This is a genomic window from Candidatus Thiodiazotropha endoloripes, assembly GCF_001708965.1.
In the GTDB taxonomy this organism is placed as follows: domain Bacteria; phylum Pseudomonadota; class Gammaproteobacteria; order Chromatiales; family Chromatiaceae; genus Thiodiazotropha; species Thiodiazotropha endoloripes.
Genome location: NZ_LVJW01000006.1, coordinates 1370627 through 1393717 on the forward strand (window position 1 = coordinate 1370627; position 23091 = coordinate 1393717).

At 55.0% G+C, this 23091-nt stretch carries 22 protein-coding genes; 19 read left to right on the top strand and 3 right to left on the bottom strand.

Going from position 1 to position 23091, the window contains the following annotated elements; all coding sequences use genetic code 11:
- The first annotated feature begins 14 nt into the window (after window positions 1-14).
- From A3193_RS16815 to A3193_RS16855, 9 genes are all read left to right on the top strand, one after another.
- A complete protein-coding gene (locus tag A3193_RS16815; RefSeq protein WP_069015338.1) occupies window positions 15-3002 on the top strand; it encodes a glycosyltransferase in 2988 nt (995 codons plus the stop codon).
- 5 nt (window positions 3003-3007) lie between these two features.
- Window positions 3008-3271: a DUF3144 domain-containing protein gene (locus A3193_RS16820; protein WP_069003093.1), complete on the top strand. Its 264-nt coding sequence runs from the start codon at window positions 3008-3010 to the stop codon at window positions 3269-3271.
- 72 nt (window positions 3272-3343) lie between these two features.
- Complete coding sequence (locus tag A3193_RS16825; RefSeq protein ID WP_069015339.1) at window positions 3344-4159, top strand: glycosyltransferase family 2 protein; 816 nt, start codon at window positions 3344-3346, stop codon at window positions 4157-4159.
- A 16-nt stretch (window positions 4160-4175) separates the two neighbouring features.
- Window positions 4176-5117 carry a class I SAM-dependent methyltransferase gene (locus tag A3193_RS16830; protein ID WP_069003091.1) on the top strand — a complete coding sequence of 314 codons (942 nt, stop codon included), beginning with the start codon at window positions 4176-4178 and terminating at the stop codon, window positions 5115-5117.
- A gap of 73 nt (window positions 5118-5190) precedes the next feature.
- A complete protein-coding gene (locus A3193_RS16835; protein ID WP_141694796.1) occupies window positions 5191-6711 on the top strand; it encodes a flippase in 1521 nt (506 codons plus the stop codon).
- A complete protein-coding gene (locus tag A3193_RS16840) occupies window positions 6708-7775 on the top strand; it encodes a glycosyltransferase family 4 protein (protein WP_069003089.1) in 1068 nt (355 codons plus the stop codon). The genes A3193_RS16835 and A3193_RS16840 overlap by 4 nt, the downstream gene beginning before the upstream one ends.
- A gap of 72 nt (window positions 7776-7847) precedes the next feature.
- Window positions 7848-8978, top strand: coding sequence for a glycosyltransferase family 4 protein (locus tag A3193_RS16845; protein WP_069003088.1), 1131 nt, complete (start codon window positions 7848-7850; stop codon window positions 8976-8978).
- A complete protein-coding gene (locus A3193_RS16850) occupies window positions 8975-9916 on the top strand; it encodes a UDP-glucose 4-epimerase family protein (protein WP_069015341.1) in 942 nt (313 codons plus the stop codon). Before A3193_RS16845 ends, A3193_RS16850 begins: the two co-directional genes overlap by 4 nt.
- Before the next feature lie 4 nt (window positions 9917-9920).
- Window positions 9921-10991: an MraY family glycosyltransferase gene (locus tag A3193_RS16855; RefSeq protein ID WP_069015342.1), complete on the top strand. Its 1071-nt coding sequence runs from the start codon at window positions 9921-9923 to the stop codon at window positions 10989-10991.
- 34 nt (window positions 10992-11025) lie between these two features.
- On the opposite strand, the gene A3193_RS16860 is transcribed toward A3193_RS16855, so the two are convergent.
- Complete coding sequence (locus A3193_RS16860) at window positions 11026-11982, bottom strand: glycosyltransferase family 2 protein (protein ID WP_069015343.1); 957 nt, start codon at window positions 11980-11982, stop codon at window positions 11026-11028.
- Between the two features lie 234 nt (window positions 11983-12216).
- Between A3193_RS16860 and A3193_RS16865 the strand changes: the two genes are divergently transcribed.
- The 6 genes from A3193_RS16865 to A3193_RS16890 all read left to right on the top strand — a co-directional run bounded on the left by A3193_RS16865 (window position 12217) and on the right by A3193_RS16890 (window position 17889).
- A complete protein-coding gene (locus A3193_RS16865) occupies window positions 12217-12651 on the top strand; it encodes a globin domain-containing protein (protein WP_069004074.1) in 435 nt (144 codons plus the stop codon).
- Between the two features lie 193 nt (window positions 12652-12844).
- The gene (leuS, locus tag A3193_RS16870; RefSeq protein ID WP_069003084.1) at window positions 12845-15427 is read left to right on the top strand and encodes a leucine--tRNA ligase; all 2583 of its coding nucleotides are present in this window, start codon (window positions 12845-12847) and stop codon (window positions 15425-15427) included.
- A complete protein-coding gene (locus A3193_RS16875; RefSeq protein ID WP_162272447.1) occupies window positions 15417-15929 on the top strand; it encodes an LPS-assembly lipoprotein LptE in 513 nt (170 codons plus the stop codon). Before leuS ends, A3193_RS16875 begins: the two co-directional genes overlap by 11 nt.
- A gap of 15 nt (window positions 15930-15944) precedes the next feature.
- Window positions 15945-16958, top strand: a complete 1014-nt coding sequence (gene holA / locus A3193_RS16880; protein WP_069015345.1) for a DNA polymerase III subunit delta — start codon at window positions 15945-15947, stop codon at window positions 16956-16958.
- A 164-nt stretch (window positions 16959-17122) separates the two neighbouring features.
- Window positions 17123-17371 (top strand): hypothetical protein, encoded by a 249-nt coding sequence (locus A3193_RS16885; RefSeq protein WP_069015346.1) that lies wholly within the window; start codon window positions 17123-17125, stop codon window positions 17369-17371.
- Window positions 17372-17634: 263 nt separating this feature from the next.
- Window positions 17635-17889 (top strand): EF-hand domain-containing protein, encoded by a 255-nt coding sequence (locus A3193_RS16890; RefSeq protein WP_069003080.1) that lies wholly within the window; start codon window positions 17635-17637, stop codon window positions 17887-17889.
- 26 nt (window positions 17890-17915) lie between these two features.
- Here A3193_RS16890 and A3193_RS16895 read toward each other — a convergent pair whose 3' ends face one another.
- Window positions 17916-18356 carry a retropepsin-like aspartic protease gene (locus A3193_RS16895; RefSeq protein ID WP_235615020.1) on the bottom strand — a complete coding sequence of 147 codons (441 nt, stop codon included), beginning with the start codon at window positions 18354-18356 and terminating at the stop codon, window positions 17916-17918.
- 319 nt (window positions 18357-18675) lie between these two features.
- Here A3193_RS16895 and A3193_RS16900 point away from each other — a divergent pair, with 319 nt between their 5' ends.
- The 4 genes from A3193_RS16900 (at window position 18676) to A3193_RS16920 (ending at window position 22507) form a co-directional block, all read left to right on the top strand.
- Window positions 18676-19947 carry a glutamate-5-semialdehyde dehydrogenase gene (locus tag A3193_RS16900; protein ID WP_069003078.1) on the top strand — a complete coding sequence of 424 codons (1272 nt, stop codon included), beginning with the start codon at window positions 18676-18678 and terminating at the stop codon, window positions 19945-19947.
- Window positions 19948-20161: 214 nt separating this feature from the next.
- Window positions 20162-20788: a nicotinate-nucleotide adenylyltransferase gene (nadD, locus tag A3193_RS16905; RefSeq protein WP_069003077.1), complete on the top strand. Its 627-nt coding sequence runs from the start codon at window positions 20162-20164 to the stop codon at window positions 20786-20788.
- A gap of 149 nt (window positions 20789-20937) precedes the next feature.
- The gene (rsfS, locus tag A3193_RS16910) at window positions 20938-21297 is read left to right on the top strand and encodes a ribosome silencing factor (protein ID WP_069003076.1); all 360 of its coding nucleotides are present in this window, start codon (window positions 20938-20940) and stop codon (window positions 21295-21297) included.
- A gap of 220 nt (window positions 21298-21517) precedes the next feature.
- The gene (locus A3193_RS16920) at window positions 21518-22507 is read left to right on the top strand and encodes a helix-turn-helix transcriptional regulator (RefSeq protein ID WP_069015348.1); all 990 of its coding nucleotides are present in this window, start codon (window positions 21518-21520) and stop codon (window positions 22505-22507) included.
- A 14-nt stretch (window positions 22508-22521) separates the two neighbouring features.
- On the opposite strand, the gene A3193_RS16925 is transcribed toward A3193_RS16920, so the two are convergent.
- A complete protein-coding gene (locus tag A3193_RS16925) occupies window positions 22522-22767 on the bottom strand; it encodes a hypothetical protein (RefSeq protein ID WP_069003073.1) in 246 nt (81 codons plus the stop codon).
- Window positions 22768-23091 lie beyond the last annotated feature (324 nt).

A 23091-nucleotide genomic window follows, 5' to 3' on the forward strand; every position in this document is an offset into this window, starting at 1 on the left:
GAGTTAAAAATTCTGTGGCCGAGTACGATTTTAAGCTTGATCTGAATGTGGAGAACAACTCCCATACTCAGCTGGTCAAGCGAATTCCAAAGGGTAGTCGAGTTCTGGAACTGGGTTGTGCGACCGGCTATATGTCTGAATACCTGCGCCGGGAACTCGACTGTTATGTGGTCGGTGTGGAGTATGATCGCGCCATGGCGCAGAAGGCGAAGCAGCACTGCGACCAGGTGATCGTTGGTGATGTGCAGAAGGATAACTGGTTGAAGTCACTGGGTGACGAACCCTTCGACATCATCACCTGTGCGGATATTCTGGAGCATCTGAGAGATCCGATCTCTCTGCTTAAAAAACTACCGAAATATCTGAAAGAGGATGGGCGCCTGCTCGCTTCTCTGCCGAATGGTGCTCATGCGGCGTTGCGACTTGAGTTACTCGAGGGGCGATTCAGTTACGAGGATACCGGTCTTCTCGACCGGACCCATCTTCATCTCTTCAACTACCATTCATTGCGAGAGCTGTTCGTTCGCAGCGGTTTCCGGGTGGATGAACTTTCGTACACATTTCATGACATGGCGGATACGGAGATCGTTCGTCGCCTTGAGAATCTGGGACTGAGCGCTTCAGACAAAGCGCTGGGGATGTTTCATACGCCTGAGGCGGCGGCGTTTCAGTTCATCGTCACGGCTCATCCGGACGAATTGGTATCCATCGAGGATTTTCCGGCTTTGACTGACAAACCGATGGAGTCCTCGATCGAGGTCTACCGGAATCTCTACGATCAACTGCATCAGACCGGAGAGACGGCGGCGACCCGTCTTGAGATGGTGAATGAGCGCGATCAGCTGTTGCAGCAGCAGCGAGATGAGATGCATGGGTTGATCGAGGTGCGTGATCAGCTGGTGAATCAACAACAGGAGCTGAACAGGGTTCTTCATGAAACCCAGGCCAAACTGACTGACGAACAGGCGAAAAACGATGAGCTATCCCATCAATATAAAATGAGTGAGCGGGCCGTTCGCTCGATGGGTCACGAAAAGGATGCGGTGGAACATCGGTTGAAGAGCGCTAAGCAGCATCTACACGATGTGACCAACAGTACCGGCTGGCGTGTCTATACAAAACTGATGTTGCCGCTGAGTCTGTTCCGGCGCTTCAAGCCGGCCATTGGCGGCTTGATCAAAAACCCAAAAATGCTGGCAACCTGGGTCAAAGAGGGCAAGCGTCTCTACAAAGCCGGCGGGCTCACCGCGATCCGCAATCGGCTGACCGATCATGCCTCGCCTACCTATACCTACTCCCTATGGATCAAGGATGTGGAGCCGGTTGGGCTGCCAAAACTTGAATCGATCGAAGCGCTGAACGAGTGGGAGGGTCGTCCTCTGATCTCGATTGTCATGCCGGTCTACAATGTGGAAGAGGCCTGGTTACGTGAAGCGATCGATTCCGTATTGGCACAGACCTACGATGACTGGGAGCTCTGTATTGCGGATGACGCTTCGACGAAAACCCATATCAAACGGGTATTGAAGGAGTATGAAACCCGTTTCAAGCGAATCAAGGTAGTCTATCGGGAAGAGAATGGGCATATCTCAGCGGCGACCAACTCTGCGCTTGAGCTGGCAACCGGCCAGTTCGTCGGTTTGATGGATCACGACGATGTATTGGCACCGCACGCCCTGTTTTTTGTTGCCCAGGAGATCATCCTTCATCCGGATGCCTCCGTCTTCTATTCGGATGAGGATAAGCTGAATAGTGAAGATGTGAGATACGACCACTATTTCAAACCCGATTTCAATCCGGACCTGATGCGCTCGCATAACATGATCTGCCATTTCGGAGTCTACCGACGTTCACTGCTGGAGAAGGTGGGTGGTATTCGGGAAGGTTATGAAGGGGCCCAGGACTACGATCTTGCGCTGCGTTGCCTGCGTGAGTTGGATACCCGCAAAGAGGTGCGGCACATACCCTGGATTCTCTACCATTGGCGTGCCATTCCTGAGAGCACCGCATCCGGTGCCGATGCAAAATCCTATGCCATGAAGGCGGCGATCAATGCGGTCAAGGATGATCTTGAGAGTCGTGGTATCGAGGCCAAGGTCAGCGAGTCAAAACTGATCGCCGGCATGATAAGAGTTGAGTATCCGTTGCCGGAAGTTCAGCCGTTGGTGTCGATTATCATCCCGACACGCAATGGTGAAGCACTGGTTCGCCAGTGTATCGAAAGCATCAAAAATCGCACCGATTACAAAAACTATGAAATTGTGATCGTCGATAATCAGAGTGATGATCCCAAGACCCTGGAATATTTCTCCCAACTGGCGTCGGTCGATAGAGTGAAGGTGATTCGATACGATCACCCCTTCAACTTTTCAGCGATCAACAATTTTGCGGTAAAACAGACAACAGGCGAACTGCTCTGTTTTATGAATGATGATATCGAAGTGATTTCCTCCGGTTGGCTGGATGAGATGGTCAGTCAGGGTGTGCGTCCTGAGATCGGCGCCGTCGGTGCCCGCTTGTGGTATCCGGATGGCCGCCTGCAGCATGGTGGTGTGGTGCTGGGTCTGGGTGGCGTGGCGGGCCATGCCATGAAATACACCTTTGAGGAGAATCGTGGCTATATGGGGCGTTCTGTGCTGGTGCAGAACTACACCGCGGTTACCGCAGCCTGCATGCTGGTCAGAAGAGAGGTTTTCGAATCCGTTGACGGTTTCGATGAGGAGAACCTTGCGGTTGCCTTCAACGATGTGGATATCTGTATCCGTATCTATCAGCAGGGGTACAACAACCTCTGGACACCCTATGCTGAGTTTTACCACCATGAGTCAGCCTCCCGTGGTGCGGAGGATACGCCGGAGAAACAGCGCCGCTTCTCCGGAGAAGCGCAATACATGTTGGATAAGTACGGTCCCTTGCTTGAGCGGGATCCAGCCTATAACCCGAACCTGACCCGGTGTGGAGAGGATTTCTCTCTGAACTGGAAAGGGGTCGAAGAGGATTGAACGAGATGTCTGAAAAAGCCGATATCGAAGAGTTTACAGCACTGGCCAGCCGTTTTGTCGAGCTCGCCAATAAGATGAAGGATGAAGGCAAACCGGTGCAAATGGTCAATGCGGCCTTGATGTCTGCTTCAGCAACTTATGCTACCTATATCCATGCGGGTAACGAGGGTTATCTGAAGCCCAGTGGGGTGAAAAAGCTGGTCGATACTTACAGCAATCAGGTTGAAAATATACAGAAGATAAAGAAGCAAGCGACAGATCAGGGGTAGGCCGGCTTTTGTCGGTATAAATGTTTTCCCTGTCGTCGGGTAAATGATGCAACTCTACTGAACGATTCATATATGAAACTGGTTATCTCCATTGTTTATTATGACAGTAGACTGGATATCTTGAGAGATACCCTGCAGAGCATCGTCAGCGCCCTCGATTACACCCTGGCTGAAAGAAGCGATCTTGAAGCGACGGTGGTGGTGGTCGATAACGGTAGTATCCTCAGCAAGGTCAAACAGCTGGTTGGGCAGGTTGTCGGAGCACGTAAGTATCAATGGATGGTAATCGGTACCGGTGGCAATATCGGCTATGGGGCAGCGCATAATCTGGTGATCCTCAACCAGGAGAGTGACTACCATCTGATCATCAATCCGGATGTGGAGGTTGTGCAGGATGCCTTCAGTGAAGCCCTCAATTATATGGAAAAACACCCGGAAGTGGGTTTGTTGTCTCCCTACTCGGAAGATCCGGATGGGCATAAGCAATATCTTTGCAAGCGCTATCCCGCGGTGCTTGATCTTTTCCTGCGCGGTTTTGCACCACGAACCGTGAAGCGCTATTTTTCAGAGCGTCTGCAGGAGTATGAGATGCGCTATGAAATGGATCAGCATGCGCTGAGTAAGGAGGTTATGGCCAGCGGTTGCTTCATGTTTGTGCGCCACAGTGTGCTCGATAAGGTGAGAGGTTTTTCACCCGATTTCTTTGTCTACTTCGAGGACTTTGATCTTTCGATCAGGATCGCCAAACAATCGATCATCGCCTATGTGCCCGAAGTACGGATCGTGCACGGTGGTGGCAATGCCTCGAAGAAGGGGCTGAAGCATATCCTGATGTTTGCCAAATCGGCTTTCATTTTCTACCACATACATGGCTGGCGATGGGCTTAGGCCCGGATAGACTCAGGTGGCCAATAACACAATCGAACTGGAGTCCAGACCCTGTCCGCTGGGGTGTCCTTCGGCTGATCAGCCGGTGTTGACCGGACATGACCGGATCAACAATCTGCCCGGCGAGTTTCAGGTGGTGCGTTGTGACAGCTGCGGCCTGTTGAGAACGGATCCCCGACCGACACCAGCCAGCATGGGTTTCTACTATCCGGACGATTATCCTCCCTATCTGGGCACGCAGGTAAAATCCCGCAATGGCTCCGGAGGGCTTAAGCGCTGGATAAAATCCCTGCTCGATACCAAGGCTCAGGCAATCCCTGAATTGCAACCGGGCAGAATGCTCGAGGTGGGCTGCGCTTCCGGTAACTATCTGCATAAAATGGCCAATCAGGGCTGGCAGGTAAAAGGCATCGAGTATTCACCACAGGCAGCGGCATCCGCCAGAGAGAACGGTTATCAGGTCCATACCGGATCCCTGGAATCGGTCGACCTCGACGCGTCAGAACTTGACCTGATCACCGGCTGGATGGTGCTCGAACATCTTCATGATCCTCTCATGGGATTGAAAAAACTCTATGGCTGGGCAAAACCCGGCGCCTATCTTGCCCTCTCGGTACCGAATGCGGCATCCCTCGAATTCAAGCTGTTTCAATCCCGCTGGTTTGCCTTGCAGCTGCCCAACCATCTCTACCACTTCACCCCTGAGACCATAACCAAACTGCTCCAGCAGGCTGGCTGGGAAGTTGAGGCCGTGCACCATCAGCGGGTGCTCAGCAGTCTCTTCTCCAGCTTGGGCTATCTGCTGCAGGAGCGCGGCTGGCATCGGCTGGAGCGCTGGGTTGTCGGTCGTCCCTCTGATAAAGTGCGTTTGTATCAGTTGCTCTATCCGTTTGCCTGTGTTGCGGCCATCTTCGGTCAGACCGGGCGTATGACGGTGTGGGCGAAAAAGCCGGATTGAGCGAGTACGCTCGGTTTGCCCTGTGGTTGATGAGCAGATCAGCCGGGGCAATGAAAAAATCGACAAGCGCCCTATGAACGATAGACAGAAAGAACTCACAAGCGGTAACCGGTTGGCGAAAAACGTCATCTGGAATCTACTCAGTGTGGCGGTTCCGTTTCTGGTCGCTATCGTTACCATTCCAATCCTCATCGATGAGATCGGTAAGGAGCGCTTTGGTCTGTTGGCCATCAGCTGGATGTTCGTCGGCTATTTCAGCCTGTTCGACTTCGGTCTCGGACGTGCGCTGACGGTACTGGTGGCGAAGTGTCTTGGAGAGGAGCGGGAGGCTGATATCCCGGCCCTGACCTGGACCGCACTGACCCTGATGGCCATTCTCGGTGTTGCCGGATTCATCATCATCCTGATCATTTCGCCCTGGCTGGTCGGCACGGTATTGAATGTGCCTGCTCAGCTGCAAGACGAAACCCTCAAGGCCTTCTACCTGTTATCGGCATCCATACCCCTGGTGATCACCACGGTCGGTCTGCGCGGGGTGATCGCGGCCTATCAGCGTTTCGATCTGCTTACCGCGATCCGCATTCCGATGGGTATTCTGACCTTTCTTGGCCCAGTCGCGGTACTGCCCTTCTCAAACAGTCTCTATCCGATCGTCGGGGTGCTGGTCGCCGGACGACTGCTGGCCACCATTGCCCATCTGCTGTTGCTGTTTCGTATCGTGCCCGAGGTTCGGCAGGGTTATCACTACGACAAGAGTCAGACCCGCCCATTGCTGGGCTTTGGCGGCTGGATGACGGTCAGCAACATGGTGGTGCCACTGATGGTCTCGATGGACCGCTTTGTTATCGGTGCGGTATTGACGGTTACCGCAGTGGCCTTCTATACCACGCCCTATGAGATTGTCTCCCGCCTGCTGGTGATTCCCGTTGCGGTGGTTTCGGTACTGCTGCCTGCCCAATCGACCACACTGGCGAGGGGTGGGATCGAAGACCGGGAGCATTCCGCGCGACTCTTCAACAAAGGGTTGAGTTATATCTCCATCGCCCTGTTTCCACTGATTATCCTGATCATCGCCTTCTCCTATGACGGGTTGAATCTGTGGGTTGGCGGGGAGTTTGCCGAAAACGGCTATCTGGTGATGCAGTGGCTGGCGGTCGGGGTTTTCTTCTACGGCCTCTCCCTGGTGCCGTTCAATCTGGTGCAGTCTGCAGGCCATCCTGATTGGTCTGCCAAGTTGCACTTGCTGGAGCTGCCCCTCTATCTGGCGGCCCTGTGGTGGGCGCTGTCGGCCTATGGGATTTTAGGCGCCGCCGTGGTCTGGACCTTGCGCGCCTTTGTCGATGCGCTCGCCCTGTATGTGATGGCGTTGCTGTTGATTCCGGAGTGCCGCACTTCGATCCGCCGTTTCATGCTCTCCATGGGGGGCGCCGTGATGCTGTTTCTGCTCACCGCCCAGTTGGATGGCCTGTTGATCAAATTTCTCTTCAGTTCCCTGTTGCTGTTGTTGTTCGGGCTGTTTGTCTGGCGCTTGGTGCTGCAACAGAATGAGCGCAACTGGCTGCTGCGCATGCTGCATCTGAGGCCGGCACAATGAAGGTGTTGCTGCTCAGTCGGTATCCGCGGCTTGGTGCCAGCAGTCGGTTGCGGTCCTATCAGTATCTGCCGGGACTGGCCGGCAATGGCATCGAGGTGACTGTTTCGCCACTCTTTTCAGAGGCCTATCTGGAAGATTTCTATCGATCGGGAAAAAAGCGGCCTGCCGCCCTGTTCTCGGCCTATTGGGTGCGATTGAAACAGCTGTTCAAGGCGCGGGAGTTCGACCTGTTATGGGTGGAAAAGGAGTTGTTCCCCTGGATGCCCGCATTTGTCGAGCAGCTGCTCAAACGCTTGGGATTTCAGCTGTTGGTCGACTACGATGATGCAATCTTCCACCGTTACGATCAATCCGGATCCGCCCTGGTGCGTACCCTGCTGGGACAAAAGATCGATCGGGTGATGTCCAGTGCAGCCCTGGTCACGGCCGGTAATGACTATCTTGCGAAGCGGGCGGAAGCGGCAGGCGCACCCCGGGTGATGCGGCTGCCGACGGTGCTGGATGTGGACCGTTATAAGCCTAAGACAGTAAGTGAGCATTCACCTTTTACCGTCGGCTGGATCGGTTCTCCCACCACTGCCGGCTATCTGGATCTGCTCCGCGAGCCACTCTGTTCGGTTGCAGAAAAGCACCCGGTCCGACTGATGGTGGTCGGTGCCCGGATCGAACCGATTGCCGGTCTGCCGGTGGAGTGTGTCGATTGGTCGGAAGCGCGAGAGGCAGAGCTGATCCAGCAGTTCGATGTGGGGGTGATGCCGCTGACGGATCAGCTTTGGGAAAAAGGAAAATGTGGCTATAAGCTGATCCAGTATATGGCTTGCGCGTTGCCGGTGATCGCATCACCGATTGGGGTCAACCGGGAGATCGTCGAGCATGGGGTGGATGGTTATCTGGCTGAGGATGCTGCAGCCTGGGAGTCGGCGCTGATCAGTCTGATCGAGAGTGCGCCACTCAGGCAGGAGATGGGTAGAATAGGCCGTGCCAAGGTAGAGCAGCACTACTCACTGGCGGTGATGACCGGGCGGCTGGTTTCAGCAATCAGACAATCGGCAAAAGAGCAATAGCCGCGTAGTTGAGCCGGCTCTGAATATGTGGATTTCAGCGATAGGCAATCTTAAGAAAGTGGTTTCCGATACATGAAGCAGCAGCTTGTACTATTTGTCGTCAACGATGCCGGTTTTTTTCTCTCTCACCGGTTACCCCTGGCCCAGGCGGCGCGGGATCAGGGGTATAAGGTTGCGGTTGCGACACCCACTTCGGATGCAGTGGGACAGGTCGAGGCGGAGGGTTTCAGGCACTACGCCGTCCCCCTGAGTCGGGGCGGTGCCAATCCACTGGCCGAGATCAAGACAATTCTCGGTCTCTACAGGCTCTATAAAGAGCTGCAGCCGACCCTGGTTCACCATGTCACCATCAAGCCGGTGTTGTATGGCACCCTGGCTGCCCGCCTGGCCGGGGTTTCTGCCGTTGTCAACGCGATATCCGGACTTGGCTTTGTGTTTCTCGCCCGTGGCTGGTTCAGCTCCCTGGCCCGGGTGGCGGTATTGAACAGCTATCGCTGGCTCTTTTCCAGGGATCGCCTGTGGGTCATTGTGCAGAACAATGATGACTACCACTATCTGCTTGATGAGGGTTGCCTGAGCCAGGAGAAGATCGAGCTGATCCGGGGCTCCGGGGTCGATCTGTCCCAATTCAATATGACCCCGGAAACTGCTCAGGTGCCGTTGGTGGTCCTGCCGGCGCGGATGCTCTGGGACAAGGGGGTTGGTGAATTTGTAGCGGCTGCGCAGAAGTTGCACGCCATGGGGGTTAAGGCCCGCTTTGCCCTGGTCGGCGGCATCGATCCGAGTAATCCGAAATCGGTGCCGGCTAAAAAACTGGCTGAATGGGCGCGGGAGAGTGATGTGGAGTGGTGGGGAAACCGCCAGGATATGTCCGCTGTGTTTCGGCGCGCCAACATCATCTGCCTGCCTTCATACCGTGAGGGATTGCCGAAGGTGCTGCTCGAGGCGGTAGCCAGCGGCCGGGCGATTGTCACTACCGATGTGCCGGGTTGTCGCGAAGTGGTGATTGATGGTGAAAATGGTCTGTTGGTGCCAGCTCGTCAAAGTGAGCCGCTCGCTGAGGCGCTGGAGAAGCTGATCAATCGTCAAGCACTGCGTCAATCGATGGGTGAGCGTGGCCGACAGATGGCTGAGTCCGAGTTTTCCATCGAACAGGTGATTGAGCAGCACATGTCGATCTACAGGCAGGCGCTCGATTCATGAAAAAGATCCTGGTTACCGGCGCGAATGGATTTGTCGGCACGCATCTCTGCCCCTATCTGGTCGATCAGGGCTATTCGGTGCGCGCTGCGCTACGCAGCCGACAAACGGAGTGGCCGGTTGGCGAACAGACAGTGGTGGGGGATATCTCCGCCGACAGCGATTGGCAGCAGGCCCTGCAGAGTGTGGATAGTGTGATCCACCTGGCGGGTCGTGCCCATGTGATGCGGGAGAGTAGAGACGATCCACTGAGTCTGTTCCGTCAGGTCAATGTGGCGGGCAGTCTGCGGCTGGCGGAACAGGCGGTGGCCGCCGGGGTCAGGCGCTTCGTCTACCTGAGCAGTATCAAGGTCAACGGGGAGAGCAGTTCGGTGAGGCCTCTGGCTGCCGATGATCCGGCCAGGCCGGAGGATGCCTATGGTCAATCCAAATGGGAGGCAGAGCAGGCCCTCAGGGATTGCTTGGCAGATCGTGATACGGAGCTGGTGATCGTTCGGCCGGTGCTGGTCTACGGAGCTGGTGTGAAGGGCAATCTGCAGAGCCTGGTGCGCTGGATCCGCAAGGGTGTGCCACTGCCATTGGCCGGGGTGGATAACCGGCGCAGCCTGGTTGGGATCGATAATCTGCTCGATTTTCTGCAGCTCTGTATAGAGCATCCTGCGGCCGCCGGAGAAGCGTTTCTGGTGGCCGATGGTGAGGATCTCTCCACTCCCCAGCTGATCCGCATGCTGGCGGAGGCGATGGGGGTGAAGGCGAAACTCTTCCCCGTGCCGGAGATGATGTTACATCTGCTGGGCAGGCTGAGTGGTAGATCGGCTGCCGTCGACCGGCTGTGTGGCGACCTTCAGGTGGATCTCGATAAAAACCGGCGTCTGTTGGGCTGGACACCCAAGCGAACTGTCGCAGCGGGACTCAGGGATATGATCGGAGGAATGGATTAGAGCCATGCAGTGGATCCACCTGGGCGGACTGACTCTGATACTCTCGGCACTGCTGACCTGGCTGTTACGCCACTACGCCCTGCAGCGGGGCTTGATGGACAATCCCAACGCCCGCAGTTCCCACCTGATGGCCACCCCCCGGGGGGGTGGCCTGGCGTTTGTGCTGATCTATCTGGGGCTGCTGTTGTGGTCAACCCTGTTCGATCCGGCACAGCTGCAGGGAATCGAACCACTGGCCTGGGTGTTGCTGATCGGCGGCGGCCTGGTGGCGCTGATCGGTTTCATCGATGACCATCGGGATCTGTCGGCACGTCTCAGGTTCATGGTTCATCTGCTTGCGGCGATCTTGGCTGTCGGATTGATCGGCACGCCTGCGGTCTCATTCGGTCCCTGGTTGACCGCCGAAGGGTGGTGGCTTGGGATCCTGTTTGTGCCGTTGCTGGTTTGGCTGTTGAATCTCTACAACTTTATGGATGGCATCGATGGGATTGCCAGCCTGCAGGCGATCAGCGTGCTTTGCAGCGCCTCCTTGATCCTGCTCCTCAATCACTCCGGTTCGCTGATCGTCCTCTGGCAGATCCTGCTCTGCTGTGGCGTGGCCGGTTTCCTGGTGTGGAACTGGCCCCCGGCAAAGATCTTCATGGGTGATGCGGCCAGTGGCTTCCTGGGTTTCAGTCTGGGGGTGTTTGCCTGTTTTACCGCCCTGCACTTCGAGATCGATTTCTGGAGCTGGGTGATACTGCTCGGGCTGTTCGTGGTGGATGCCAGCTGGACCCTGGTGAGACGGATGCTGAATGGTGAGCAGTGGTATCGCCCTCATGCCAAACACGCCTATCAGATCCTCGCCCGTCAACGGCTCGCCCGGTTCCAGGCTGAAGGGTTGTCTGCTGAGAAGGCGCGAGCCAAAGCCCACCGCTGGGTGGTGCTGACTGGTCTGCTGATCAATCTCGGCTGGTTGACCCCATTGGCCTGGCTGGCCTCTGAATATTCCGCTTGGGGAGCCGTGTTGGCTGTTCTCGCCTATCTCCCCCTGACCTATCTCGAGTGGCAGGTTGGAGCAGGGACTGACCGTTAGTCAGCAGGCCGATGGCTGAAACAGACCCCGGCTGTCACTCCTTTTTCGGCCGCGGCTCCGATTCCAGCTTTCTCAGGCGGTATTGCACCTCTTCCAGCAGTTTTCTGTTGACGCTCAACAGGTCGGCAATGAAGGCCACCAGGAAGGTCTGGAAGCCGATGCCCATCATCACGCCGGCGAGTACCACCGACTGCACATGGCCCTGCCCGTCCCCGGTCAGGTAGTAGTAGAGAAAGCGTAAGCCCAACACCATACCCAGACTGAACAGCGCGAGACCGATCGCCAGAAAGAAGCGAAACGGTTTGTAGACCACGAAGATTCGCAGAATGGTGATGATCGATTTCTTGATGTAGCTGCTGATGCTCTTCACCAGCTTGGATGGCCTGAGGTCCTCATTGACCTCCACCGGCACCGAGGTGACCGCCATCTGTTTCATGCCTGCCTGGATGATGGTCTCCAGGGTGTAGGTGTATTCGTTGAACACATTCAGCTTCATCGCCGCTTCCCGGCTGAAAGCGCGGAATCCGCTCGGCGCATCGGGGATATTGGTATGGCTGACTTTGCGTACCACGCTGCTGCCCAGATGTTGCAGCATTTTCTTGGTCAGAGAGAAGTGTTCGATCATCTGAATCGGGCGGGCGCCGATCACCATGTCCGCCTTGCCGTCGACAATGGGTTTGGTCAGGTCAGGAATGTAGCTGGCGTTGTACTGGTTATCCGCATCGGTATTGACGATAACATCCGCACCCTGCTTCACACAGGCGTCCAGTCCCAGCATGAAACCTCTCGCCAGTCCCTGGTTTTTGGTATATCCGACCACATGGTCAACACCGTTATCCAGTGCAATCTGGCGGGTGTTGTCGGTGCTGCCATCATCGATGATCAGCCATTCGACCTGATCGAATCCCGGTACCTCTCTGGGAAGTTCCGCCAACGCCACGGCCAGGGTTTTTTCTTCGTTATAGCAGGGGATCTGTATTATCAGCTTCATTGCCTAAGCTCTTGGTGGTTTTTATTCCGCTCTCTCCAGGCCTGCCAAGACATGCGGTTGCGCTGCAGCTTTGGTTCAGACCGGCTAATAGTACCACTTGTTGAACCATATGCATGAATCAGCTGAGGAGTCTGCGTGCCGAGAATTATGTGAATACTGTTTGAATAGTGTTAACTGGTTCTGAAAGTTTTCTGCGGATCTGCCGTTAAGTTGGGCGAGCAATTGGCCAATAATATGTCTACGATCACTAAAACCAACTTAAAGCGCTTTCAACAGAGTCTACGTCGGATCAGTCTGAAACAGGGTTTCTACGATACCTTCTATGACCATTTCATCGCTCAATCGGATGAGATCGCCGCGATTTTTCATGCCCGGGACATGGATCAGCTGAAGGGCAAATTGAAAGAGACTCTGCAGATGGTTGAGGATGCTCTGATGGGCAAACCAGGTGTGGTGCTCTATCTGGAGATGCTGGGTCGTATCCACACCCGTCTGAAAGTGGATCAGCGTCACTTTGAGATGTGGAAGTATGCCCTGTTGAGCACCATCGAGCGCTATGATGACGAGTATGACGCTGAGGTAAAAATGGCCTGGGAGGCGGCGATCGAGACGGTTGTCAGCCTCATGTACCCGGAAAGCTCCATGGTCGGGATGGCCGCCTCCCAATAATCCCCTCAAAAGACTTCATGCTGCGAACTCGCGGTCTGAGTGCCACAGCGGTGTATCGATGCCGCACTGCCGCGGTTGAAAGCGAACTATTTCGCCGCCGGGTGAAGAGTTTCAGTCGAGAGCCTTTCTGTCGGCAGCCTGCTGCGGTATGCTTCCGCGATTATCCTAGATAATCACAATTTCAGGCCTGAATATGCAGAATCAATACGATCCAGCCCAGCTTGAGGCTGAGGTCCAGTCATACTGGGAAAACGCAAAGATCTTTCAAGTCACGGAGGATCCGCAGAAGGAGAAATTCTATTGCCTCTCCATGTTTCCCTACCCCAGCGGCAAGCTCCACATGGGGCATGTGCGTAACTATACGATCGGTGACGTGATTGCCCGATATCAGCGGATGCTGGGCAAGAATGTGCTGCAGCCCATGGGCTGGGATGCGTTTGGCCTGCCGGCGGAGAATGCGGCGTTGAAAAACCGGGTCGCACCAGCGGCCTGGACCTACCAGAATATCGACTACATGAAGGCCCAGTTGAAACGGCTCGGCTTCGGCTACGACTGGCAGCGGGAGCTGGCTACCTGTCAACCCGAATACTATAAGTGGGAGCAGTGGTTGTTCACCGAACTCTACAAAAAGGGCTTGGTCTACCGCAAGAATGCCCAGGTCAACTGGGACCCGGTGGACCAGACCGTGCTGGCCAATGAGCAGGTGATCGATGGTCGGGGCTGGCGCTCCGGGGCGCTGGTGGAGCGGCGTGAGATCCCCCAGTGGTTCATCAAGATTACCGATTATGCCGACGAACTGCTGGATGAGATCGACGGGCTTGAGGCCTGGCCGGAGCAGGTCCGTACCATGCAGCGTAACTGGATCGGCCGCTCCTATGGCGTGCAGATGGATTTCGCCATCGAAGGGGCTGAGCAGGGACTGACCATCTATACAACCCGCCCGGATACCCTGATGGGGGTGACCTACGTGGCGGTTGCGGCGGAACATCCATTGGCCCTGGAGGCCTCGGCCGACAAGCCTGAACTGGCCGGATTCATCGAGGAGTGCCGCCAGGGCGGTACCTCCGAGGCGGAATTGGAGACGATCGAGAAGCGGGGCATGCCGCTCGGCATCGACGCGATCCATCCGGTCAGTGGTGAGCCGGTGCCGGTCTATGCTGCGAATTTTGTCCTGATGACCTATGGCACAGGTGCGGTGATGGCGGTGCCGGGTCACGATGAGCGGGACCACGCCTTTGCCAAAAAATATGGTATTCCCATCAAACAGGTGATTCAGCCGGAGGATGGTTCAGTGCTGGATATTCAGGCTGAGGCGTACATTGAGAAGGGTGTGCTGATCGACTCCGGACCGTTTACCGGCCAAACCTCTGCAGAAGCCTTCGACGCCATTGCCGAGTGGCTGCAGGCGCGGGAGAAGGGAGGTAAGACAAAGAACTACCGGCTCAGGGATTGGGGTGTCTCCCGGCAACGCTACTGGGGTACGCCGATTCCGATGATACATTGTGACCACTGTGGCATCGTGCCGGTACCCCTGGACGATCTGCCGGTGCGTCTGCCGGAAGAGATCGTCTATGACGAAAACACCATCAACCCGATCAAAAACAATCCGCAGTTTTCAGATGTGACCTGTCCCGAGTGCGGCGGTGCGGCACAGCGCGAGACCGATACCTTCGACACCTTCATGGAGTCGAGCTGGTACTACGCCCGCTATGCCTGTCCCGGCGCGGACAGCATGCTGGACCAGCGGGCCGACTACTGGTTGCCGGTGGACCAGTATGTGGGCGGCATCGAACACGCGGTGCTGCATCTGCTGTATGCCCGTTTCTACCATAAACTGATGCGGGATGCGGGGCTGCTCAGCAGCAATGAGCCGTTCACCCGTCTGCTCACTCAGGGCATGGTGGTAGCCGATACCTATTACCGTGAAGCAGAGGATGGCAGTAAGCACTGGTACAACCCGACTGAGGTGGATGTCAGCAGTGACGACAAAGGGCGGCCTTTGTCTGCACTGCTCAAAGCGGATAACAGTGCGGTGCAGATCGGCGGCATCGAGAAGATGTCGAAATCGAAGAACAACGGGGTCGATCCGCAGACACTGATCGACCGATACGGCGCCGATACCGTCAGGCTCTATACCATGTTCACCTCACCTCCCGACCAGTCCCTGGAGTGGAGTGATGATGGTGTGGAAGGGGCTTACCGGTTCATCAAACGCCTTTGGGCGCTGGCTGATGGCCATCAGCAGCAGCTCAGTCAGCCCCTTGCCGAGGTGACTGACTTTGATGAGGCGCAGAAAGCGGCACGACGGGAACTGCATGAATTGTTGAAAAAAGCGCTCTACGACTACAAGAGGCAACGCTTCAACAATGTGGTCTCCGCGAGTATGGGGATGACCAACATCCTCTATAAACTGGATGGCTCAGATCAGGATCTGACGATTATGAAAGAGGGACTCTCTCTGGTGTTGAGACTGTTGGCGCCGATCGCGCCCCATGTCTCCCATCATCTCTGGCGGCAACTCGGCTTCGGTGATGAGATCCTGGCAAGCGACTGGCCGCAACCGGATGAGGCGGCGCTGGTACAGGAGAGTCTGCCCTATGTGGTGCAGGTCAACGGTAAGGTGCGCGCCAACATCCAGGTGCCCGCGGATGCGGATAGAGCCGCCGTCGAGGCGATTGCTTTGGCAAATGACAATGTGCAGCGCTTCATCGGTGAGGCGACGGTGAGGAAGGTCATCGTGGTGCCGAACAAACTGGTCAATGTCGTTGCCAAATAGTCTCCACCGGTGGCGCTTACCAGCTCCCTGGCTGGCTCTGGTCCTGCTGCTTTTGCTGTCAGGCTGCGGCTTTCATCTGAAAGGCTATGCTCAGCCCTCGGCGGCGCTGAATGGGCTCTACATCGTTGCGGGTGACCGAATCGACACGGTTGCCGGTGTGCTGCAGAGAGAGCTGCTCGGCGGTGGGGTGATCCTCTCCCCCGATCGGGAGGCGGCGAAATATCTCTTTCAGGTAGTGGAAGAGAAGTTCTCCAGCCGGGTGCTCTCCGTGGATGCCAATGGCAAGGCGCTGGATAATGAGCTGCGTCTGCGGGCCAAAGTCCGGCTCACCGCCCGGACCGGAATGGAGCCCCATGAAGAGCAACTGGAACTGGTACGACAGCTCAGCTTCAGCGGCAGTGACGAACTGGGTCAAAGGAATGAGACCGCCTTGATGATGGATGATATGCGCCGCGATCTTGCGGCACAGATCATTCGCAGAATGGAAGCCGGACTGAGATAGATCGCACAGCAAAGCATGAGACTCCGTAACGACCAACTCAGCGCCCAATTGAAACGTGATCTGGCGCCACTCTATCTGCTCAGTGGTGATGAGCCGCTGCAGATGATGGAGGCGGCTGACCAGATACGCCAGGCTGCACGACAGCAGGGGTTCAGTGAAAGAGAGGTGTTGGATCAGGTCAGCGGCTTCGACTGGTCTGCGCTCAATCAGGCGGCGGTGAGTCTCTCCCTGTTTGGAGACAGGCGGCTGCTTGAGCTGCGCTTGAACAGCGCCAAACTCGGCAATGAGGGGGCAAAGGCGCTGATGGCCTACTGTGAGCGTCCTGCCGAAGATACCCTGTTGCTGATCACCCTGCCGAAGCTGGAAAAGTCCCAGATGAAGAGCAAGTGGCTGCAGTCGATCGATCAGCTGGGAGTCGTCATTCAGGTCTGGCCGGTGGAAGGCAATCGGCTGATGCCGTGGATCGAGCAGCGACTGCGCCAGGCCGGACTGATCCCGGAGGCCGGGGTTGTGCAGATGCTGATGGATCGGGTGGAGGGCAATCTGCTCGCTGCCAACCAGGAGATAGAGAAGCTGTTACTGCTGCAGGGGGAAGGGGTGGTGACCCAGGATCAGTTGATGCAGGCCGTTGCGGACAGTGCCCGTTTCGATGTGTTTGGCCTGCTCGATACCCTGATGAGTGGTCAGACAGCCAAGGGCTTGCGTATGTTGTCCTCATTGAAGGCGGAGGGTGTGGCGGCGCCTGTGGTGTTGTGGGCTCTGAGCCGTGAGATTCGCGCTCTGGCGGAGATGGCCAATGAGCTGGAAAAGGGGCGTAACAGCAACCAGGTAATGGCCGCCTATCGGGTTTGGGATAAGCGTAAGCCCGTGGTCAGTAAGGCGCTCTCCAAGGGTTCGGCCAAATATTGGAGAAAGCTGCTTATACGGTGTTCAGATATTGATCGTATGATCAAGGGTCTGAATTCGGGAGACCCCTGGCTGGCCTTAAAAAATGTTGCGCAAGGTGTTTCCGGAATTGCCTGCTTGTGATCGGCAGCACAACCTGTATTAGTAACTAAGTGCCTGGGAAAGCTGTTCCTTTTTATTTGTGACTTCTGTCACCCAATTTTTTTCCTCATCGTTGTCTTATCGCCTACAGAGACCTCAGTCAGAGGGCTTTGCTTTTAAAACAAATCATTGAAAGGAGAATGACAATGAAAACCATGACAATTAAAAAAGGCGTTGTAGCTTTGGCAGCAGCCGGTTTTTTTGCAGTGGCCAACGCAGCGGATGAGGGTACCTTCACCAAGCTGGATGTGAATGCCGATGGCTACATCTCAGCTGAAGAGTCCACCGCTGATGAAGCACTCTACAAGGATTGGGCAAAGGTTGACGCGAATGCTGACGGCCAGGTTGATGCAGCCGAATTCAGTGCTTTTGAGGCTGCACCAGAGGCTAAATAGTTGAACAACTCTGAATGAGTTTTGGGTGGAATACCAGTGACCAGATTGGTCTGGTCGCTGGCCAATCACAGGGACTTGATCGCGATAGTAGATGCCGGTCCATTAGTAACTTTCTGAGTTTCTAAAAGGAATTTAATTAGTGGAACTGTGATTCCTATCACCGCATTTCTTCTGTCTGGGGTGTCTTATAGGGGCCACCAGATGATCGAGGCTGTAGATAGGGATCTCTGGGCATAACCATAAAATTCGTTAAGGAGAACATGATGAATACGAAAACCATTAAACTGGCCGCTTTGGCACTGGTTACCGCTGGATTTGTTACGGCTGCAGTTGCCGGTGAGGATGCCTTCACTGCATTGGACACCAATGCTGATGGCAGTATCTCTTCAGAAGAAGCAACCGCCAACGAAGCGCTCTATAAAGGCTGGGAAGCTGCTGATGCCAATCAGGACGGCAGCGTTGACGCAGCTGAATTCAGTGCTTTCGAAGCAAAAGTGATGCCTGCAGAGACCAAATAAGCCGGCTCCGCTTTTAGATGGTATCCCTAGTTAGGGGTTGAAATACCGGCAGCCAGCTGTGTCTGCTGTTGGTTGTCGGTAGCCATCTCCAGTAAATTGCAGTTGCTCAACTGCAGTTGTGGAGGTTCGGCGGAGAAAGTGAAGGGTGCTGTTTTCAATAGCGCACTCAGACCAAGAATCTGTCTGGTTTTGCCGGGAAAAACGGCTACCTCAACCTCTTCCAGAAGACACTTCTCACCAATCAGTACATCGGTGATGGTATAGACTGGTACCAGCATCTCTGCGCCATTGGCCAGCACCCCTTTCAGGTCTCTCAAATAGCGGGGGTTGCCTACGGCCTGCAGTTCAGCCAAGGTGTTTTCATTGATGGTCATATAGCTTGAGCCGGTGTCGACCATGAATTCAGTTGGCGCCATGTTGCCGATCTTTCCGGAGATGTAGAAGGTATTGGCTCCTTTGGAATGCATCGGAACATCAAACAGCGACGGCTCTGCCCACAGCTGGCCGCTACAAGCCATCAATAAGATTAAACTTAAAATGAGTCTGTTCATTATTTCCGGACCGTTATCTGTTCGGTGAATTCCTTGCCTATTAGATCGGTAGATATGGGTTTAACTTTAAACCTTTTACTTTGAAGCCGGTGAATGAAAACCCTTAGAATAGTTACGGTCAAAACAGGGATTGGATGCAGATATTGCCTCAAGTTGCCAGGAATCCGGGCCATTTCAGCTCGGGTTTGGTAAAGTTAAACAATCGTAATATTTTCTGATGAGCACCATTTAAACAATGTTAGACAAGATCTCCGATATCGCCGGTTACATGCAACAGCTCGGTCAGCAGGCCCGCCAGGCCTCGCGAACACTGGCTGGTGTGCCGACGGCCCAGAAAAACCAGGCACTCGAAGCGATTGCAGAAGAGCTGGATGGGGCCAGAGAACAGCTGATGGGTGAAAACAGTCTGGATCTGGAGAAGGGGCGCGAGAAAGGCCTGGACAGTGCCCTGCTCGATCGCCTGGAACTGACCCCGGCTCGTATCGACAGCATGATCGAAGGGGTGCGCCAGATTGCGGCCCTGGCCGATCCGGTGGGCGAGATTTTCGATATGAAGTATCTGCCCAGTGGCATCCAGGTCGGGCGTATGAGGGTCCCTCTGGGTGTGGTGGGGATCATCTATGAATCCCGTCCCAATGTTACCGCCGATGCGGCGGCGCTCTGTCTCAAATCAGGCAATGCAGCGGTGTTGAGAGGCGGCTCTGAAGCCTACTATTCCAACCAGGCGATCGCCCAGTGTATCGCTGCCGGTTTGAACAAGGCCGGTCTGCCGGAGACGGTTGTTCAGGTGGTTGCCACCACGGACCGTCAGGCGGTTGGCGCCATGATCACCATGCCGGACTATGTGGATGTGATCATACCCCGGGGAGGTAAGGGATTGATCGAGCGGATCAGTCAGGATGCCCGGGTGCCGGTAATCAAGCATCTGGACGGCATCTGTCATGTCTATATCGATGATCAGGCTGACCTGGACAAGGCTTATGCCGTGGCGATGAATGCCAAAACCCAACGTTATGGCACCTGTAACACCATGGAGACTCTGCTGGTTGCCGAGGATGTTGCGGCCCAAGCCCTCGTCCGTTTGGCTCCGGCACTGGATGAAAAAGGGGTTGAGTTACGTGGTTGTGCTCGCAGCTGCGAGCTGATTGAGGGTTGCACCAGTGCCACGGATGAGGATTGGGATACCGAATATCTGGCGCCTATCCTGTCGATCCGGGTTGTGCCGGGGCTGGCCGAGGCGATTGATCATATCAACACCCACAGTTCCCAACATACCGATGCCATTATTACCGAGAACTACACCCGCGCCAGACGTTTTCTCACGGAAGTGGACTCCAGTTCGGTGATGGTCAATGCTTCGACCCGTTTTGCGGATGGTTTCGAATATGGCCTGGGTGCGGAGATCGGAATTTCAACGGATAAGTTCCATGCCCGTGGGCCGGTTGGCCTGGAGGGACTCACGTCGGTCAAATATATCGTGCTTGGGGATGGGCATATCCGCAGTTAGGCTTAAATCACGACTTCTATTATCAGAAATAGACCGCAAATGGACGCCAATCATCGCAACATGCCCCAAATAGCTCGAACGATAGAGCCTCTTTTGGCGTTGATTAGCGGTTGTTGGCGTCACTCGGCGGCTCGTCACATACCAATGGTCCGCTATTACAATACTGATACAGTGCAAATGCACGTGAGTCAGTGCCATTCCAGCTAGGCGCAACATGATCGGTATCCTGGGGGGCACCTTCGACCCCATACACAATGGCCATTTACGCACTGCACTGGATGTCATGCAGGTGGTTGGCCTTGAGCAGCTAAGATTTATTCCACTGCATGGTCCGGTTCATCGGGACCAGCCCCAGGCCTCCGCCGAGCTGCGCCTGAGGATGGTTGAGGCCGCCATAGCGGAACAGCCTGGCTTTGTCGCTGATGAGCGGGAGCTGAGACGTGCCGGTGACTCCTACACGGTGGATACTCTGCGCGATTTGCATCACGATTTTCCCGAGCATCCCCTGCTGTTGCTGATGGGGATGGATGCATTCAACGGTTTCCCCGATTGGCACAAACCGGATGAAATCCTGCAGCTTGCCCACCTTGTCGTCATGAAACGTCCGGGTGAGTCACAACTCTCAGAAGCGGCAAGGGAGCTTCTGCAGAGGCATGAGATTCCCGTGGAGAGTCAATTCAACCTGGAAATTGGTGGGGAAATTCAAATCCAGACTGTTACCCAGCTCGATATCTCAGCCAGCCTGATCCGGAAAATGATCAAACAGGATGAAAGCCCGAGATATCTGCTTCCAGAGGCTGTTTTGCAGATTATTCACGCTGAAGGACTCTATCGGGATTGAATGCTTGCTGAGTCATCACGACTCTGATTGGCTCCGTTATTAAGCCGGAAGAGGGTGATTCAACAAATAATTCCTGATGATGGGTTATGCTTGTTGGCAAGACCCGATAAAATGGACACAGCCTGTTACAGCAAACAAACTGAGACTCAATGCAGATAGAAGCACTTAGAGATATCGTCCTGGAGATCCTCGACGACATGAAAGCGAAGGATGTGGTGGTACTGGACGTACGTGGCAAGACCAGCATCACGGATATCATGATCGTCGCCAGCGGCACCTCGGATCGTCATGTAAAGTCGATTGCACAAAGTGTCGAATTCAAAGCCAAACAAGCCGGTGAGATGCCATTGGGAACCGAGGGCGTCGAGGATGGCGAGTGGGCGCTGGTCGACCTGAATGGCGTGGTGGTGCATGTGATGTTACCGAAAGTCAGGGATTTCTATCATCTGGAGCGGCTCTGGTCTGTGGATGAAGTGACGAACAGCGGCCAGAGCCAGGAATCAAAATAGGGCCTGTTAACACGAATCCAATATGTCCTGTTGTGCCCGCAAAAGCGCCAAGCAAGGTGCGAGGAGCGTAGTTTGGTTGTTCCAAATGAGCGACGAGCAACGGTTCATGGCGCTTTTTCAGGCGCAACCCCTCATTACGATATCAAACAGGGAGCTGGGTCTGTTTTTGCGCCCAGCAGGACGTATTGGATTCAATTTAACAGGCCCTAGGATCTGATTGATGGATCGGTTCGATCGGATCTTTGAGCTCAACCGAATATTTCAGTCAGCCCGTTATCCGGTCTCCCGTCAGCGTCTGGAAGAGGAGCTGGAGTGCTCCAGGGCAACGGTAAAGCGTCTGATCGAAGAGATGAGGCTCTATCTCAATGCTCCGGTTGTCTATGACCGCAAACGTAACGGCTACCACTATGACGCCGCAGAAGGGGAGATGTATCAGCTTCCCGGGCTCTGGTTCAACGCTTCCGAACTTCAGGCTTTATTGACGGTTCAACAGCTGCTGGCTGAGATTCAGCCCGGCCTGTTGGAGAGTCATCTGCAACCTCTGAGGCGTAAAATCGATCAGCTGTTGAGTCGTCAACCAGGCCAGGTTGAACCGGTCTCACGCCACATTCGGCTGTTAAGGGCGGCCGCCCGTCCCGCCGGTCCCTATCTGACACAGCTTGCCTCAGCCTTGGCAGCCAGACACCGGGTCAGCCTGAAATACTACAATCGCGGGAGCGATAAAGTGACCGAACGTGAGGTCTCCCCGCAACGTCTGACCCTCTATCGGGACAACTGGTATCTGGATGCCTGGTGTCATATGCGCGAGGGTTTGCGCACCTTTGCCCTGGATGCGATCTCCGATGTTCGTGACAGCGATCAAGCGGCGATCGAGTTGCCGGGTGAGCAGCTCGATGCCCACTTCTCAGAGGCTTATGGCATCTTCTCCGGTTCAGCGAGTCATCAGGCGATACTGCGATTCACCAGGCATCGTGCCAGGTGGGTCGCCAAAGAGAGCTGGCACCCCCGGCAGCAGAGTCGCTGGCTGGAGGATGGTCGTTATGAGCTTGTGCTGCCATATGCCCATACAGCGGAGCTGATCATGGATCTGATGCGTTATGGCGCCGATGTGGAGGTGGTCTCTCCCCCTGAGTTGAGAGCTGAGATTGCAGATCGATTGCGTCAGGCCGTGGCGCAGTATGAAGCGGATCAGAGTGAATCGGATGATTAACCCGCACTGATCGGTCAGCACTTGTTCTTAAGCTGTCGATAGCGTTTGACGGCCTTTTTTCTCTGTGTGTGCAGTATCTTGATTTTAGTGGCAAGCCGCTTGTGTTTACTTCTCTCCTTGGTCTTCTTCAGCTTGGATTTGGTCGCCCTTTCCTGCTTTTTCATCTTCTTCAGCAGGTCTCTGATACGTTCACTTTTGAGCTTTTTGCGACCGGGATCAAGTAGACGAAACAGTTTATCGATCAATTTCTCGGGAGGCATCTCATACACCCCTTAGCTGCCATGGTTGAGCCCGCCAATACCGGACTACTGTGGCTCAGGGAGATCCGGTTGAGTGACGCGATGTTTATTCTATTGTCATTAAATTTATAGCCTAAGTTATAAGATCTTATCTTATATGTAATAATTAGGGTTTGAGCAGTATCCTCTTGATGTTGCCTCAAGGCGGATTCATTGGATTGGCGCCAACCGGCTGGCGCACGATGGGTGGTGGAATTCCGCAAGGCTTGTTGTAACTGATGACCAGGCCGTAGAGGACCGGATTCAGATCGACAATGCTTGCTGCTACGCCTTAAATCTGTTTGT

Excerpts from the sequence above, each read along its gene's own strand:
- A3193_RS16820 (WP_069003093.1), top strand. The coding sequence starts at position 3,008 with ATGTCTGAAAAAGCCGATATCGAAGAGTTTACAGCACTGGCCAGCCGT.
- A3193_RS16890 (WP_069003080.1), top strand. The coding sequence starts at position 17,635 with ATGAATACGAAAACCATTAAACTGGCCGCTTTGGCACTGGTTACCGCT.
- rsfS (WP_069003076.1), top strand. The coding sequence starts at position 20,938 with ATGCAGATAGAAGCACTTAGAGATATCGTCCTGGAGATCCTCGACGAC.
- A3193_RS16925 (WP_069003073.1), bottom strand. The coding sequence starts at position 22,767 with ATGCCTCCCGAGAAATTGATCGATAAACTGTTTCGTCTACTTGATCCC.
- A3193_RS16920 (WP_069015348.1), top strand. The coding sequence starts at position 21,518 with ATGGATCGGTTCGATCGGATCTTTGAGCTCAACCGAATATTTCAGTCA.
- leuS (WP_069003084.1), top strand. The coding sequence starts at position 12,845 with ATGCAGAATCAATACGATCCAGCCCAGCTTGAGGCTGAGGTCCAGTCA.
- A3193_RS16865 (WP_069004074.1), top strand. The coding sequence starts at position 12,217 with ATGTCTACGATCACTAAAACCAACTTAAAGCGCTTTCAACAGAGTCTA.
- A3193_RS16855 (WP_069015342.1), top strand. The coding sequence starts at position 9,921 with ATGCAGTGGATCCACCTGGGCGGACTGACTCTGATACTCTCGGCACTG.
- nadD (WP_069003077.1), top strand. The coding sequence starts at position 20,162 with ATGATCGGTATCCTGGGGGGCACCTTCGACCCCATACACAATGGCCAT.
- holA (WP_069015345.1), top strand. The coding sequence starts at position 15,945 with ATGAGACTCCGTAACGACCAACTCAGCGCCCAATTGAAACGTGATCTG.
- A3193_RS16840 (WP_069003089.1), top strand. The coding sequence starts at position 6,708 with ATGAAGGTGTTGCTGCTCAGTCGGTATCCGCGGCTTGGTGCCAGCAGT.
- A3193_RS16900 (WP_069003078.1), top strand. The coding sequence starts at position 18,676 with ATGTTAGACAAGATCTCCGATATCGCCGGTTACATGCAACAGCTCGGT.
- A3193_RS16860 (WP_069015343.1), bottom strand. The coding sequence starts at position 11,982 with ATGAAGCTGATAATACAGATCCCCTGCTATAACGAAGAAAAAACCCTG.
- A3193_RS16845 (WP_069003088.1), top strand. The coding sequence starts at position 7,848 with ATGAAGCAGCAGCTTGTACTATTTGTCGTCAACGATGCCGGTTTTTTT.
- A3193_RS16850 (WP_069015341.1), top strand. The coding sequence starts at position 8,975 with ATGAAAAAGATCCTGGTTACCGGCGCGAATGGATTTGTCGGCACGCAT.
- A3193_RS16825 (WP_069015339.1), top strand. The coding sequence starts at position 3,344 with ATGAAACTGGTTATCTCCATTGTTTATTATGACAGTAGACTGGATATC.
- A3193_RS16895 (WP_235615020.1), bottom strand. The coding sequence starts at position 18,356 with ATGCATTCCAAAGGAGCCAATACCTTCTACATCTCCGGAAAGATCGGC.
- A3193_RS16835 (WP_141694796.1), top strand. The coding sequence starts at position 5,191 with ATGAACGATAGACAGAAAGAACTCACAAGCGGTAACCGGTTGGCGAAA.
- A3193_RS16885 (WP_069015346.1), top strand. The coding sequence starts at position 17,123 with ATGAAAACCATGACAATTAAAAAAGGCGTTGTAGCTTTGGCAGCAGCC.